This window comes from Leptospira broomii serovar Hurstbridge str. 5399 (assembly GCF_000243715.2).
GTDB classification, from domain to species: domain Bacteria; phylum Spirochaetota; class Leptospiria; order Leptospirales; family Leptospiraceae; genus Leptospira_B; species Leptospira_B broomii.
In genome coordinates this window covers 620,560-635,393 of record NZ_AHMO02000004.1, presented here as the reverse complement: position 1 = coordinate 635,393, position 14,834 = coordinate 620,560, and the positions used below count along the sequence as shown (strand labels likewise).

12 protein-coding genes are annotated in these 14,834 nt (G+C 43.7%); 2 read left to right on the top strand and 10 right to left on the bottom strand.

Features of this window, described 5'->3' with window-relative positions; genetic code table 11:
• Window positions 1-77: 77 nt before the first annotated feature.
• Window positions 78-1,823, top strand: coding sequence for a phosphoenolpyruvate--protein phosphotransferase (gene ptsP, locus LEP1GSC050_RS03070; RefSeq protein WP_010569592.1), 1,746 nt, complete (start codon window positions 78-80; stop codon window positions 1,821-1,823).
• A 45-nt stretch (window positions 1,824-1,868) separates the two neighbouring features.
• Here ptsP and LEP1GSC050_RS03065 read toward each other — a convergent pair whose 3' ends face one another.
• From LEP1GSC050_RS03065 to LEP1GSC050_RS03055, 3 genes are all read right to left on the bottom strand, one after another.
• Window positions 1,869-2,546, bottom strand: a complete 678-nt coding sequence (locus LEP1GSC050_RS03065) for an LIC11631 family protein (RefSeq protein WP_040910864.1) — start codon at window positions 2,544-2,546, stop codon at window positions 1,869-1,871.
• Window positions 2,547-2,641: 95 nt separating this feature from the next.
• Window positions 2,642-4,681, bottom strand: a complete 2,040-nt coding sequence (locus LEP1GSC050_RS03060; protein ID WP_010569590.1) for an AMP-dependent synthetase/ligase — start codon at window positions 4,679-4,681, stop codon at window positions 2,642-2,644.
• Between the two features lie 168 nt (window positions 4,682-4,849).
• Window positions 4,850-5,356, bottom strand: coding sequence for a TlpA family protein disulfide reductase (locus LEP1GSC050_RS03055; protein WP_010569589.1), 507 nt, complete (start codon window positions 5,354-5,356; stop codon window positions 4,850-4,852).
• Window positions 5,357-5,415: 59 nt separating this feature from the next.
• Between LEP1GSC050_RS03055 and LEP1GSC050_RS03050 the strand changes: the two genes are divergently transcribed.
• Window positions 5,416-5,889, top strand: a complete 474-nt coding sequence (locus LEP1GSC050_RS03050; RefSeq protein WP_010569588.1) for a hypothetical protein — start codon at window positions 5,416-5,418, stop codon at window positions 5,887-5,889.
• Here the strand turns inward: LEP1GSC050_RS03050 and LEP1GSC050_RS03045 are convergent.
• The 7 genes from LEP1GSC050_RS03045 to LEP1GSC050_RS03015 form a co-directional block, all read right to left on the bottom strand.
• Window positions 5,886-7,094 (bottom strand): glycosyltransferase family 4 protein, encoded by a 1,209-nt coding sequence (locus tag LEP1GSC050_RS03045; RefSeq protein ID WP_232225640.1) that lies wholly within the window; start codon window positions 7,092-7,094, stop codon window positions 5,886-5,888. The genes LEP1GSC050_RS03050 and LEP1GSC050_RS03045 overlap by 4 nt on opposite strands.
• Window positions 7,081-8,010: a 3'(2'),5'-bisphosphate nucleotidase CysQ family protein gene (locus LEP1GSC050_RS03040; protein WP_232225639.1), complete on the bottom strand. Its 930-nt coding sequence runs from the start codon at window positions 8,008-8,010 to the stop codon at window positions 7,081-7,083. The genes LEP1GSC050_RS03045 and LEP1GSC050_RS03040 overlap by 14 nt, the downstream gene beginning before the upstream one ends.
• The gene (locus tag LEP1GSC050_RS03035) at window positions 7,949-8,395 is read right to left on the bottom strand and encodes an LIC11625 family surface-exposed protein (protein ID WP_010569585.1); all 447 of its coding nucleotides are present in this window, start codon (window positions 8,393-8,395) and stop codon (window positions 7,949-7,951) included. Before LEP1GSC050_RS03035 ends, LEP1GSC050_RS03040 begins: the two co-directional genes overlap by 62 nt.
• 61 nt (window positions 8,396-8,456) lie before the next feature.
• On the bottom strand, window positions 8,457-10,661 hold the full coding sequence (locus LEP1GSC050_RS03030; RefSeq protein ID WP_010569584.1) for an ATP-dependent helicase: 2,205 nt from the start codon (window positions 10,659-10,661) through the stop codon (window positions 8,457-8,459).
• Window positions 10,662-10,676: 15 nt separating this feature from the next.
• Window positions 10,677-13,568, bottom strand: a complete 2,892-nt coding sequence (locus LEP1GSC050_RS03025; protein WP_020987029.1) for a BamA/OMP85 family outer membrane protein — start codon at window positions 13,566-13,568, stop codon at window positions 10,677-10,679.
• Between the two features lie 94 nt (window positions 13,569-13,662).
• Window positions 13,663-14,118, bottom strand: a complete 456-nt coding sequence (locus tag LEP1GSC050_RS03020; RefSeq protein ID WP_010569582.1) for an ExbD/TolR family protein — start codon at window positions 14,116-14,118, stop codon at window positions 13,663-13,665.
• A 2-nt stretch (window positions 14,119-14,120) separates the two neighbouring features.
• A complete protein-coding gene (locus LEP1GSC050_RS03015) occupies window positions 14,121-14,726 on the bottom strand; it encodes a MotA/TolQ/ExbB proton channel family protein (RefSeq protein WP_010419068.1) in 606 nt (201 codons plus the stop codon).
• Window positions 14,727-14,834 lie beyond the last annotated feature (108 nt).

Genomic DNA, 14,834 nt, shown 5'->3' with positions numbered 1-14,834 from the left:
TTTAGAAAACTCCTTTAAAAAAGCTTGTCCTCCCGGGAATTCGTATATATTCCTAATCTTCGCGGAATTTCCTCCTTATGAATTTGAGCAGCAGTAAACGTACCACTTTTCCTGGAATCATCGCATTTCCGGGGCGCTTTTACGGTCGCTGCGTAAAAATCGGAACAAAGAAACGACATCTGGCCCACGGAGCCTATATCCACGAATCCGAAATCCCGAAAGAGTTAGAACGCTTAGAAAAAGCAATCCTCTTGTCCCGCAAAGAACTTAAGGAAATTGTAAATAAGCTGAATCAGAAGGCGGAAGCTAAGGAAATGAAAGCGATCCTGGAAACCCAGGTCATTTTGACTGAAGATCCGATGCTGAATAATTCCTTCAAAGATCGGATTCGAAAGCAGGGAGAAAACGCCTTTCTAGCGGTGGAAAACGCGATACGAGAATGGGCCGAAAAGTTTAACAAAATAGAGGATCATTTTTTTCGGGAAAGGGTCGACCATCTACAGGACATTTCTAATAGAATCCTGGAAAACCTTTTGGATACGAAAGAAGAGGCCTCCTTCTTAGCGGATTTATCCGAAGACGTCATACTCGTCGCCCGTGAACTAACTCCTTCGCAAATGATCTTGATGAATAAAAGTAGAATACGCGGAATCGCGACGGATCTCGGGGGAAAAACCGGACATATGGCGATACTTGCTAGAAATTACGGCATACCAACCATCGTCGGTTTAAAACAATTTTACGGAAGTGTAAAGGACAACGAGTATGTTTTCTTAGACGGTGAAAACGGTCAAATGGTCCGAGCGCCTACCATCGAAGAAGTAAAATATTACGGAGCGTCTTCCCCGCTTCCGTCGGACAGTAAATCTCAAAAACAAAAGAAAGCGATCACTAAAGACGGAATTCGAATCCGATTAAAATGTAATTTGGAATCCGATACGGACTGGGAGCAAGCCAAGAAACTGGAAGTCGACGGAGTGGGACTCTTTCGATCCGAATCTTTATTCTTAAAATACCAGGATAAAAACGTTTCGGGTGAGGAGCAATTTCAGGCTTACAAGAGGATAACCGAGGGATTGGATCCGAATCCGGTCTGCATACGGACCTTCGATATCGGCGCCGATAAATTTTCGACGGGAGAATTCGAAGAGAATCCATTTCTCGGAAACCGTGGAATCCGCTACAGTTTACAAAATCCGGAATGGTTTAAGGAACAGCTCCTCGCTATTTTAAGAGCTTCCGCTTTCGGAAATCTGAGTATTTTACTTCCTATGGTTACGAACCTTTCGGAAGTGCGAAAAACGAAAGAGCTAATAGAAGAATGTAAAAAAGAATTATCCGGCCAAAAGGAACGATTCAATCGAAAACTTAAATTAGGAATGATGGTCGAAACCCCCGCAGCAGTTTCTGCCATGGATATCCTGGCAAAGGAAGTCGATTTTTTTTCGGTAGGAACCAACGACCTGCTTCAATATTTGATGGCTGTGGATCGCAATAATGTGAACGTTTCGAATCTTTATAATCCGTTTCATATCTCCTTTTTACGTTCATTAACGCAAATTGTTGAGACCGCTTGGAAATATGAAAAACCGTTGAGTATTTGCGGAGAGATTGCGTCCGACACGACATTTACGATTTTATTATTGGGTTTGGGTTTCCGCGAATTGTCGGTGTCCCTCCCATTCGTCGGAAGTATTCGGAATATTCTTGCTTCTACCGGACTCAAGCAAGCGACGTTCCTAGTCCGTAAAGTCATGGAACTTTCGGAATCGGAGGACTACGAAGCGATCGAAGCTTTCCTTTTTAGCAAACATTTAGAGTAGAATGTAAAACGAAAAAGGTCTCCGCTAATCCTACTCGGTAATAGTTTATTCTTTCGTAATTTGCCGATAATCCAGAGAAAGAAACAAAAATGGTGAATGTATCTGTTCTTTCTCCTGCAAGAAAACCCCGCCCAATCCCTCATTCGGCTTCAAGAAATGTAGGTACGATTGTTTTTCGGTCCGAAGAAAAAAGTTCCCCTTTACATTGAATTTTAATGAAAGTTCAGAGACCCATTTTAGCAATGCAGGAAGATCTCTGGTAGTCGAATCTCCCCCGCGAAACATAGAAAGATATTGCCTTCCCTTCCAGTTTCCTTGGAAATTAAACCCGTCTCCAGGAAGAATCGGGATTAAATGATTATCCGAGTCCGGATACATCGCCCTATAATATGATAATGACGATAAATTTCCTAAAACGGTCGGCAAAAAAGTATCGAATTCGACTCCCTTTATTTCTTCCTTTCCGTCTATGAGACAAATTCCTTTTTTAAAACCGGAAGTGAGTCCTTGAACTTTTAAGACATGGTTCTCCGGATTATTGAAAGACAGCTCTCCCCGACTTAATAGGAACGCCAAGCTCAAAGGCGAGAACTCCGTGAGCCTAGAAAAGTCCCATACTTCAGCGTTTTTTAATGGCGAAAAATACAAATTATCCAACGCGTACACGTCCGAATGCCCGTAGGGCTCGAATACGGAAGTTCGCCGAATAAAAGACTGAATCATGCTTTAAATATCGGACGAACTGAAAAAATGGGAGGGCAAAAAAATGCCCGAGGAGTAATCCACGGGCATTCTTCCGGAAAATAGTGTCGTGAAACCTATTTGTCGGTATAGACCTTCTTAATTTTATCCGCGTATTTTTCCGCAATCACGTGACGTTTCATCTTAAGCATGTTATTTAACTCGTCGCCGACTTCAAACGGTTTAGTAATTAGAAAGAACGGAGTAACTTGTTCGAAAGACTTGAACCCGTTCTTGGCATTGTTCAAGTTCTTGATCTCCTTACGGTAAAAATCGACTATCTTAGGATTTTCGATTAGTTTTTCCCGATCCGAAATATCGATCCCGTTCTCCTTGGCCCATTCACCCAATTTCTCGAAGTCGGGTATAATAATGGCACCCAGGTTTTTCTGATCTTGGCCGATCACCATACACTGACTAATGTACGGCGATTCTTGCAGTTTGTTTTCGATAGGAACCGGCTCTACATTTTCTCCACCGAGAAGTACGACGGTATCCTTCGCTCGACCCGTCAAGGTTAGAGTCCTCTTAAAGTTGATCATTCCCATATCGCCGGTGTTCATCCAACCGTCGACTAACGTTTTGGCCGTGGCTTCGTCGTTTTTGAAATAACCTTTCATAACTTGGGGCCCCTTTACGAAAACTACGCCTTTACGACCTAGCTTACCTTGGGTTATGTGACCGCCCTCGTCTACTTCGGTTAATACATCGTTATTATCGTTTCTGATCTGAAGTCTCGTCTTAGGAACGATACTCCCGACAGAACCTATTATCAATTTTTGGAAAGTACGAACTGAAAGAACCGGAGAAGTCTCTGTCATTCCGTATCCTTCCAACACGTTGATTCCGATATTATTGAAAAATTCGTCCACATGCCGAGGAAGTGCTCCTCCGCCGGAGATGGAGGCTCTGAGATTCCCACCGGTCGCGGTTCTAATCTTAGAGAGAACGACCTTATCCAAGGTTGCGCTGTTTAGAAATAAACCCAAACCGGAAACGACATATAACGGAAGACTTAAATACCCGAACGAAGTTGGAGCAAGCATATACGCCGCAATAGCTGTAATTATGCTTAGTGTAAACGGACCGGTCAGCAGATATTGGATGACCATTAGAATCCCGTAAAAGAAAGAACTTATTGGATTGCGACCATGGTAATCTACCTCATTTCCCGAAAGAAAACGGGTCGAGGCGTTATTCTTATCGGAAAAGAAATATGCCAATTTGAATAAGGTTCTGCGAATCGTCGGAGTTTGGCTCGGATCGTTGATACGGGTATATATTCCGTTGTAAATATTCTCCCAAAGTCTAGGTGCTGATCCCATAAAGGTAGGCTTTACCGTTGCCAAATCCTGACGAAGATCGCGAACGTTCGTATAATAGGTTGCCGCACCGATACTGATGCATACATATTCGACGACCCTTTCGAAAACGTGCCAAACCGGGAGTATCGAAAGTAATTTCGCTTCGGCGTTAATCTTCAGCATCGGAGTGACATTCAACACTTGATGCATCATATTTGAGTGCATCAGCTGAACTCCTTTCGGAAGACCCGTCGTACCGGAGGTATAGATAAGAGTGAATAGATCTTCGGGTTTAATTCCTGCGACCCGCTCCTCTACCTTCCGAGATCCGCCGGCACGAAGCTGTTTCCCTTTTTCGATTAGATCGTATAACTTCAGGACTCCGGGAGAATTAGAATCCTTGTCCATGATAATGATCGTTTTTACTTTTGCTAGTTGCGATTTATTCCGATTGAATTTTTCGAGCATTTTATCGTTTTCGATAAAGACGACTTCTGATTCGGAATGACTCACGATATAAACGATTTCGGAATCGGTAATGTCGGTGCCGCGAGGTACATCCGCAGCTCCGGTAAGAATGATCCCATAGTCGGCGATAATCCATTCTATCCTATTGTCGGCCAAGAGTCCCACATGTTCACGGGCCTTGACTCCTAAGTCGATAAGCGCTTCTGCAAGGTTTAAACCGTACTCGTACAACTGACCGTAGGTGACCGGATGGTAATGTTTGTGAGCATCCTTGGAATAGAAGGCAGGTTGATCCTTGTATTTCTCCGCAGTCTCACTGAACAATTGGGCGAGATTCTCAGCCATGAATCATAACTCTCCTGATTTTTACTATGGGGTTTTTTTAGGTTTCCGGCGGAACCCGATTACGGTCCCCAGGATAAAAGGCGAACCCTAGAGATAAATCCTTTTTTTTAGGGCTTTGTCGAAGAGATCAAGAGTTATTTATGCATATCGTTATGCATATTTGAAGTTTTAGGGAGATTCGAGCCAATTTCTTAGACGTCCTCGCAAAACCGGGAGATCTTTTTCGGAGATTCCGTATTGGAAATGTAGGCGTTTTCCTGATTTACTAAACACGAAGAGGGCCGGCTGGCCCTCTATCTTTAAAAGGTTTACTAATTTCCACTCTGGATCCAGGAGGCTAGGATAATCCATCCCGAATTCCTTAGCTGCGTTCTTGATCTCCAGGATACTTAATCCGTTTTCCGTATTTACCCCCAAGACTTCAGCGTTCTTACCATGAAGGTCGTTTTTGAGATCTTCCACTACCGGCACGGCTTTTTTGCAAGGCTCACACCAACTCGCCCAAAAATCCAGAATTAGAAGCTGTCCCCGATATTCGGAGAGCTGATGGGATCGGCCATCCCAATCTTCGAGCGCTATTTTGTAAATCGCCGCCTCTTCTCCTCTTGTACAAGAAGGCATCGTTAAACTAAGAATGATAATGAGAGAAAAAGTGAAGAGAGGTCTAAAGCTCATCCTTTCCAGGATGTGCGATCCTGAAACGCCTTCAAGCTAAATCCGCTTGTTTCCCTCAAATGGACTCGATCCTCCTTGCCAAGACGGCTGCGGCTCGTAAAATGGAGGAATCGTTTTTACTCGTGTCTAATTCGATTTATAATTACTTTTTGTCCTTTCAAGAATTTGAAGGTTATTTGGGAGGATCTCGGTTTTCCGGAAAAGGAATCACCGCGATACCCGTTTTTGCCGACTCGCAGCAAACGATACCGACTGCCTATTTTGAATGGTCGAGCAAAAAAGGATTCTCCTTGAAGGTAAATTCGTCCCAATTTTCTCCGGCTTACGATAGAGAAGGATGGAACGAATCGGATTGGGAAAGAAAAGAGGACCTATTTAGATTCGCTCCCAACGACAGTGAAGAGGTATTCTTCCAAGCGCTGGATAAAAATAGAATGCATATACTTTGGAAGTCGGATCGGGGTATCGTTTTTTCCGGAACTGTAGAACGGGTCAAAACCGGAATATTACGGAATCTGTTCGGGAAATTCTAGTTCGATTTACCTTTCAGGAATTCCAGAAAAACGTCCCGGGTTAATTTTGCAGAATGAAGCATTTCAAATTTCTTTAAATTAGGCTTCGGTAATTTCCAAGGTTTGACGCAATAGTTTTGAAGCGCCTCCGCCCATTTTATAGGATCTCTCGTGCTTTCATAAACTATCGATTTTCCCCCGATTTCGCGAAAAACCGGTAAATCCGCGACTAGGCATTGTTTTCCATGCGCCAATGCTTCCACGAGAGGAATCCCGAACCCTTCATACAAAGATGGAAACAGGAATAAATCGGTCTTCGAATATAAATAATGTAATTCTTCATCGGAGGGAGCTTCTATCCAAAGCATTTTCCCGGATTTGCTGTCGGCTCGCATCGTCTCGACTAAATCAGGATTTTCCCATCCCGCTTTGCCGGCATGCACCCAAAGTCGAGGTTTGTTACCCGCTATCTTTAGATATTCCAGATATGCCTGTCTTAAGAAACCGTAATTCTTTCTCGGTTCTACCGTAGAGACCGAAAGAAAATATTTGGACGGAAGATTTGCGACTCGTTTCGTCGGGGGCTTGGCGGGAGTTCGTCGAATGTCATCGGGATCATAACCGGGATATACTACCGAAATTTTACTTTCCGGAATTTTAAAATATGATTTCGCTTCGTCCCCGACTGCCCTAGAAATCGGAAGAATCTTATTCGCTCGTTTAGCGCTCCAGTGAATTAGCAAAGCTTGCTGGAGCCGAGCAAGTCGTCTCATCGTATCCGGAAATTTATAAATCACGAAATCGACGCAGGTAAGAACGGTAGGAATATTGCTTGGAAAGAAAGGAGGTAGAACTTGCTGAGTTCCCCAAAAGAGATCGACTCTGTCCCGACGTAAAAGCCAGGGAAGTGCAAGACCGAAATAGAGTCCTCCTTTTTTAGCGAGATAGCCTTCTCCTACCTCCACACTTACATTCGGTAGGTTTGTCAAACCGGCGTGACTTGCATGTAATGGACGGTTTGAAAAAAGACGAAAACTGAAACGAGGATCTCCTTCGAAACCTTTTAGAGTTGCTGAGATTAATCTGCCTACACCTGAAACGGGAGTAGATAACGGCCTCGCGTCCACCCCTATGATAAACGGCTTTTGAGTCAGTGGATTTACGGTCTTTCGTTTTCCCTTCAAAATTAACAAACTTCCTTGTCTGAAATATTTACCAACTTTCACGAACAGAACCTTGAAGTCTGGCTCTATTGTCCTTCCAAAATTCTTGAACTATCTCCCTCTTTCCAGCCAAAAGTCCCACGCTTAATTTTGATTTTAAAAAATCAAAAGGCAATCCTGTCTTTATTTCTATATCCGATCCGCCTGACGCTCGGAGAATCGCGACGCCTCCCGCAATGTCCCAATCATTTTTAGGTCGTAAGGAAAGAGTTAACGGTGCTTTTGCGACGGCCACTAATGCCAATTTATAAGCAATAGAGCCAGTCGCCTTAGTTTTATATTGGGTTCCGAAACCTGTCATATCGAACAGCCCCGCTCTAGTTTCCGAGACTGAAACTAGAATTTCTTTCAAAGAATGGATTTCGGCATCTTCTAAAAACTTATGAGAAGTATTCCAATCGATCTCTCGGCTTGTAAAAGGCGGTTCGATAACTTGGTATCCTGCTCCTACGTTTTCCCTTCCCCAAAAAAACTCACCGCTAGCGGGATTCATAATGATACCGAAAACAGGTCTTCCTTCCCGAACTAGACCTAAACTCAACGCGAATTCCGGATTCTTTGCGACAAACTCGCGGGTGCCATCAATCGGATCTAAAATCCAAACTCGCCCGAATCGATGAGTCTCCTGATCGAAGGGAAGAAGTTCTTCCTCTGAAAAAACCGGGTCTCCGAATTTTTTACGAATCCCTTCGATTAAAATTCTATTTGCGACGAGATCGGCTTCGGTTACAGGATCCCCTTTCGTTTTTTCTCTGACTGAGAATTCGCTACGATATATCCGGAGAATCTCATCCGCCGCCTCGAGCACGAGCCTTGATACGATATGAGCTTCTTCCGGAAATCGCATTCCGAGAAGATTATTTTGCCTGGCTCGAAGGAGACGCAGGTTGCTGTTTGTCTTCCTTGTGAACCTCTTCATCTAAATTATCGGGACGAACATAGAAGACTTCGTTCGTTGGTGTCTGAAGATATAATTCCGGATCCATCAGATACGTATAAAATACTATATAGGTTTTAAACTTAACGTAAACCGAGAACGTACCTTTTTGCTGCTCGTACTGGAGCGAATCGGTCGTTAGACCTTTCGTATATTCTTTGTAATCCAGATACTTTCGGTGAAGGCTGTATTTAAGAGCAGAAAGTAGATTCTTTTCCAGAGTAGCCTTTTTGGCCGCTTCCGAGATTTTTCGGTTCTTATTAAATTCTTCTACCTTGTTGAATTCTTCCACTAGACCGGTTACTTTTCCTGCTAGGAGGGGGCTTGCCAAGCCTAAGGCAAGAGCTGCTACTAAGATCCGTTTCATTGGTTTTCCTGTGTTCCTTGGGATAATTATCGGTTTTTATAAGGAGGAACTTTTCCCTCCGTTATAATTTCTCTAAGGGGGTATAGGCAAGGAAAAAGTTCTTTTCTACCCCTCCAAACCTGATTTTGACTTTTCGGTTTTTCCCGTTCCCGGAGACGCCGGCAACAATTCCCACCCCAAACTGACCGTGCCTAACTCGATCCCCCTCTCCGATTTCCGCTTCCTCTCCTAAAGGACCGGCGTTCGAATCTTCCGAATTTCGAACGTTTTTTAATGAAGAATCACCGGCTCCCCCCCAAGCCACAGGAGGACCTTCCGGCACCCGGACTCCCCTTCTTATGAATGCGGCTTCTTGGCCGAAGCATTCCGAAGGAATTTCGGGCAAAAAGTGAGATGGTATTCGCGGTTCTACTTTTCCGAATTTTCGAGAATATCTGCAATAGCTTAGATAAAGTTTTTTTCTGGCACGAGTCAGGGCTACATAGAATAGCCTGCGTTCCTCTTGCTCTCCTTTCGGTTCCTCAAGACTCATAGAATGCGGGAAGGTCCCTTCTTCCAGGCCGGTAAGAAAAACGGTCGGAAACTCCAGTCCTTTTGCGTTATGTACCGTCATTAGATGAACATAATCGGTCAATTGAGCGGTGTCCTCTTCCGAGGTAAGGAGGCTAATCTGATTGAGGTATTCCTCCAAATTCGGAGAATCTTCCCGCTCTTCATACTCGGCAATCGAGTTCACGAACTCTCGAACGTTCTCGACTCTTGAAACGGCCTCCTCATCCCCGGAGTTTCGCTCGGTATATTCCACCCAACCCGACCGTTCAATTATTTGTAACGCAATCTTAGAGGGAAGTTCTCCCTTCTCCTTCATTTCAATCAGATCTTCGAATAGATGATAGAGTTCTTTTGCTTTGGCAATCCCTGCTTTCTTTAACGGTAAGTCAGGATGTCCCAGCGCCTCCAAAAACGAAAATCCGCGATCAATGGAAAACTCGCGCATTTTCTCGATGGAGGCGTCTCCTATTCCCCTCGGTGGATTATTTACAATTCTAAGGAGAGATGTCGAATCCAAAGGATTGGCGACCACATTTAAATATGCGATCATGTCCTTAATCTCGGCCCGATCGAAAAATCGAAATCCTCCGAAAATTTTGTAAGGTATACCTGCGGATCTTAGACTTTCCTCGTAATATCTCGATTGGGCGTTTGTTCTGTAAAATATGGCAAAATCTTTATAGTCCGTGCCCTTTGCCGCTTCGGATCGAATCTTTTTTACCGCGTCATACGCCTCTTCGTTTTCGTTTTCAAACTCAGAGAGAGTTACCGGCTCCCCTTCGGGATTATTTGTAAAAAGCTCTTTCTCTTTACGATCAGGGTTATTAGAAATTACCCTTGACGCCGCTCTTATAATTCTTCCTGAGGAACGATAATTCTCCTCCAGCTTTACGACAAAAGAATTCGGATAATCATGTTCGAAATTTAGAATATTCGAAATATCAGCGCCTCTCCAAGAATAGATGGATTGGTCGTCGTCTCCCACCACGCATAAATTGCCGCGATCTCCTGCGAGTAATCGAACTAGCCGATATTGAACTTTGTTGGTATCCTGATATTCATCCACCATGACGTATCTCCAACGCTCCTGATACTTTGATAATATCGAAGGCTGTTCTTCGAACAGTCGAACGACTCTCAATATCAAATCTCCGAAGTCGAAAGCCTGATTTTTTTGCTTTCTGACTTCGTATTCGGCGTAGATCTTCGCGACGACCTGCGATCGGTGGGAAAAATCCTCTTTCCTGACGTACTGGTCCGGATCGAGCATCGAATCCTTTAAGGAAGAAAAAATACCCGTTAAGGCGGACGGCTTGTATTGCTTAGGATCCTCGTGCAAGTCCTTTACAACTTGCTTAATTAACGATTCCTGAAGCGTCGTATCGTAGACGGTAAACCCCGAATCGATCCCGAGTGCATTCGCCTCTCTCCGTAAGATAAATAGACAAAGAGAATGGAAGGTTTTAATTTGCACATTGAACGGCAGATCGGGAACCAAATTGCGCACTCGTTCGGCCATTTCCGCAGCCGCCTTATTTGTGAACGTTAAAGCGCATATGGAGTCCGTTTTTCGATTCAGAATTAAGTTGGCAATTCGGTGAGTAATGACTCTTGTCTTTCCGGAACCGGCTCCTGCAAGGATCAAAACTGGGCCGTCCAATCGTTCTACAGCCGCTTTTTGCGGTTCATTTAAGCCGACAAGTAAATCGATCACACAAAATTCCGTCCCTTAGAAACGGTAATCCCCGATTCCGAATACGAATTGAAACGCCCTATCGTCTTCATATCTTTCAAATGGGGCCCAAAAGTTTCCCGTAGGACGAATTTTCTGGGCGAAGTAAATACGAAGGGGAAGAACCGGAATCTGAATCCTTAGACCTATCCCCCAAGAATATCTCATACGATCCATCGCAACGTTTTGCGCAGACAATACCAATCTCGCCGGATTATTCAAATCGTCGTAAGTCACGTCGGCTTTCTTGCCGTTCGATAAGTTGAAATTATTTTGGAGGTAATAGCCTACCGGGTCGGCCAAAATCTGTGCTTGTTTGTTTTTATCATAATTCGTAACATAATCTTTTTTAACGCCGGTAAATCGATTAACTTGCTCGTAAAGCGCCCCCCCATCTAAAAATACCACTAACCACAAAAGACTCGGTTCGATCGGAATCCGAATTTCAGAATCGAACAGAATACGATGCTGAGCTCCGCTTCTCCAGTCCGTCGGAAATTTCGGATCGTTATAGTACCATCCTCGTAAGGACTCGTATCCCCCGATGATCAATAAATCCTGGGGGCGAATGTACGGGTCTTGAACCGGATCTTGGTGGCCGTACTTTGGAGATCTCTGCAAAGTAAACATATCCGATGTACGAAACTCCTGTACCACCCGCCAACGACGGAGTGAGTTGTTTCGCACTAAACCGCCGAACGTAAAATCGAACCAAGTGTGATAGTATTCTGCAGTTACTCTATACTGATCGAAGTGCGAAGATCCACCAAGATACTGGCCTACGTTATCTACTTGCAAAAGTATATCGTAACCTCGAGTTGGAGCGAATACGTTGTCCCGAATATCAAAGGAAATGCCGTTTGATATCTGCGAACGAAATTGCCAACCTTGTCGAACGTTAGCGAGGACAGCGTCGGATACGAGCGCCGTCGGGTTAGAATAGGAATAGAACGCAGGAGTGTATCTGTGAAAGTGCGTCCAGTTGGTGAATACACGATGGGCAATCCCCATCGTAACACCTAATCCGTTGTTATCGTACGTCGCGTTCTCGGTAATCGGGGCAGTCGTACTATCGGAGATTGAAATCGTGGAAGTAGACCCTAAGAAGATCGTTCTTGAAAAATAAAATAAGGAAAGAGAAAGAGACCAAGGGGTATCGTTAAGCCATGGCTCCGTCCAAGATATCTGGAAAGATCTTCTGTAGGGACCGAATTCGATCCTTCCGGATATCTTTTGCCCTGTTCCATTCAGGTTATTCTCGCCGACTTCCGTAAAAATCGTAAATCCAGTAATCGTTCCGTATCCACCACCCATGGACACGGTTCCCGTCGGCTGTTCCAATACTTCGATCACGATATTCATCTTAGAATCGTCGGAGCCGGGACGCATATTAAAGTTTACTTCTTTAAAATATCCTAAATTGTGGATACGCTCCCTGGAGCGATTGACTTTAGTGGAGTCGAAAAGATCGCCAGGCTTAAACAATAATTCCCGCCGAATAACTTTATCCTGCGTCTTCTTGTTTCCCTTGATAATTACGTTTTCGATTTTAGCTAAATTATTTTCCCGAACCGTAAAATCCACGTGCACGAATTTTCTACCGCGTAAAGCGGTTTTTTTTACGAATACTTCCCGCAATTTACGTATGTTCAATTGCTTATATTCGTCTTCGCAAATTTTGCGCTCTAAATCCGTTTTTCTTGAATAACAGTTTTCGTAATATTGAAGACTTTCTTCATCCAATGAAATAATCTTCCTTCGAGGGATAACCTGCGCGAAAATATGCCCTTTTGCCCCGTAGAGTTCGTTTACGGAGGATCTATCACGCATGAATACTGTCTCATCGAATATTTCACCCACATCTTTTACGCTATAATCCATCACCTTTTCTATTTCATCTAACGTAAAGAGTGGACTTAGCTTATCTTTCGGAGTATCGGGCGGGTTTTTCTCTTTATTCAAGAAGACGGGACGACCTTCGTTATCCAAAGTCATATCGTGGGCAACCGAATACCCGTTAAAATAATAAATCTGTCCTTCGTACAGTTTTATATTAACGATAATTACGCGCCTGTCTTTCTTTTCGGGATTTTCCCAATGGATCTCCCAATTCGTTCCATCTCGGAGTAACTCGGAGTCCAGATACCCCTTACTACGCATATAAGCCTGAATAACTTCCTTATCTTTCTCGAAGGAGCTTTCCTTAAAAGACCCGCCTTCGAATAGACCTTCTTCCTTCAGATCCATCAAGCCCAAAAGCTCGGACGTTTCGATGGTTTCGTTTCCATAAACGTTGATCTTAGCGACAGGAATTTCCTCGCCTTCGTCGATCACGAATCTTACTTTAACTAGATTCGTTTTGGGATCCGGTTTTCCCAATTCTGCCTTTACATAGGCTAAAAAGAAACCCTCATCCCTATATTTTTGAAGTATGACATCCCTTGACTTGGATACTTTCTGAGGAGTAATAACCTCGTTATCCTTCAACGGCATTTTTTCACGCAGGTCCGCGGGAAAAACTTCGTCCGCGCCTACAAATTCGATTTCCTTAACCCGGGGACGTTCTTTCAATTCAACGATTATCTTGACTCCGCCGTCCACATCTTCGGCTTGTATGTCTATAAAATAGAAAAAACCGGAAGCAAATAAGGTTTTCAGGTCTCGATCGACCATACCTTTCGTTAATTGCCTTCCGCGCTTCAACTCGAGCATAGAGTCGATATCGGCATCGGACGTGTTCCGATTTCCTTTGAACACGACTTCCTTAATCGTTTTACCGAAATAATCGCTCCTCTTTGATAATAACTCGGTTATATCTGCCGAATAGAAAAGGGAGCTCGTCAAGAAAAAGACGACTATAAATTTATTTACTGGAGGCTTTCGTTTCAAGTCACTTATCAACCTTTTTAGTAGGTTCTAAATTCCTCCAAAATTCAGGAAAAACTTCTTTGGAAGATCCTTCGTCTTCCCATTTATAGTTCGTTCATTTACCACCAGGCTGACGCACCATCGATAAATTGAATCTGGTAACGCCCGCTTCATTTACTTTATCTATTACTTTTACGATGGTTTGATAATTCGCGCCGCCATCGCCTCTGATGATAACTCTATTTTTGCTGGCTTCTTTTTTGTCCTTATCTTCAGGACCCATGAAAACCTTGATCTTATCCGTCAGTTTTTCCAAAGCCACAGGTTCCGTATCCTTATCTAAGAAAATCTTTCCATCCTTATTGATGGTAATGACTAACTCATCCTTCTTCTTTTCCTGTGCGGTGCTGGAAGAACGCGGCAATTCAATTTTAATTACTGTCGATTTTTCCAAAGTAGCATTCATTAGGAAGTAAATAACGATAAAGCAGATAACGTCAATCATAGGCGCAAGCTCGATCTGTCCGGCCCGATATCCGTTGCTTTGACTTCTCCACTTCTTGAATCTCATCGCTATTTTAAATACCTTAAGGCTTGCTCGGAAAGAGTTTCCATTTCGGAAATTGCGTCATCTTTCTTCTTTTGAAAAAAGTTATTAAAAATGTATGCAGGAATAGCAACCGCCAACCCCATTGCGGTGGTAATCAAGGCCTCGCTAATTCCGACTTCCGCACCTTTGGTTCCGGAACCTTCGGCAAATGAGCGGATAATTCCCACTACTGTTCCTAAAACTCCTAAAAGCGGTGCGATGGTCGCAATGGTCGCCAGAGCAGAAAGAAATTTATCCATCCGTTGAATCTGGCTTAAACCTTGGCTTAAAATTTCGTCTTCTACTGCGGAAGTCTTTCTCTTAAATTGAGCAATGCCTGCTTGTATGACCTGAGAAGTGGGGCCTTGACTTAAACTACGAAGGAGATCCGAAGCGGAATCATAATTTTTCTCGTTCAGCAGGTCTTTTACTCGTCTCCATTCGTCGGGAGAAATAGCTTTCCAACGCGAAAAAAAGATCAATCTTTCAATTATAATTGTGAACCCGATAATCGAAACTAGAAGGATTAAAATCGGGATCGTTTCCGGAGGAATGATGGAAACCAAAGAATCTGTTTTGGCAAGAATCATGTCGGTCGAAGTTCTCCAAGGAGTAGAGTTTCTGACTCGGCTGTACCTGCCAAACGATTTTTAGAAAGAATGCTTCCTTTTTACCGGGGACTTAGTCTCCGGTAAAAT

Excerpts from the sequence above, each read along its gene's own strand:
- LEP1GSC050_RS03040 (WP_232225639.1), bottom strand. The coding sequence starts at position 8,010 with ATGAAGAGGTTCACAAGGAAGACAAACAGCAACCTGCGTCTCCTTCGA.
- LEP1GSC050_RS03050 (WP_010569588.1), top strand. The coding sequence starts at position 5,416 with ATGGACTCGATCCTCCTTGCCAAGACGGCTGCGGCTCGTAAAATGGAG.
- LEP1GSC050_RS03055 (WP_010569589.1), bottom strand. The coding sequence starts at position 5,356 with ATGAGCTTTAGACCTCTCTTCACTTTTTCTCTCATTATCATTCTTAGT.
- LEP1GSC050_RS03015 (WP_010419068.1), bottom strand. The coding sequence starts at position 14,726 with ATGATTCTTGCCAAAACAGATTCTTTGGTTTCCATCATTCCTCCGGAA.
- LEP1GSC050_RS03035 (WP_010569585.1), bottom strand. The coding sequence starts at position 8,395 with ATGAAACGGATCTTAGTAGCAGCTCTTGCCTTAGGCTTGGCAAGCCCC.
- LEP1GSC050_RS03060 (WP_010569590.1), bottom strand. The coding sequence starts at position 4,681 with ATGGCTGAGAATCTCGCCCAATTGTTCAGTGAGACTGCGGAGAAATAC.
- ptsP (WP_010569592.1), top strand. The coding sequence starts at position 78 with ATGAATTTGAGCAGCAGTAAACGTACCACTTTTCCTGGAATCATCGCA.
- LEP1GSC050_RS03020 (WP_010569582.1), bottom strand. The coding sequence starts at position 14,118 with ATGAGATTCAAGAAGTGGAGAAGTCAAAGCAACGGATATCGGGCCGGA.
- LEP1GSC050_RS03065 (WP_040910864.1), bottom strand. The coding sequence starts at position 2,546 with ATGATTCAGTCTTTTATTCGGCGAACTTCCGTATTCGAGCCCTACGGG.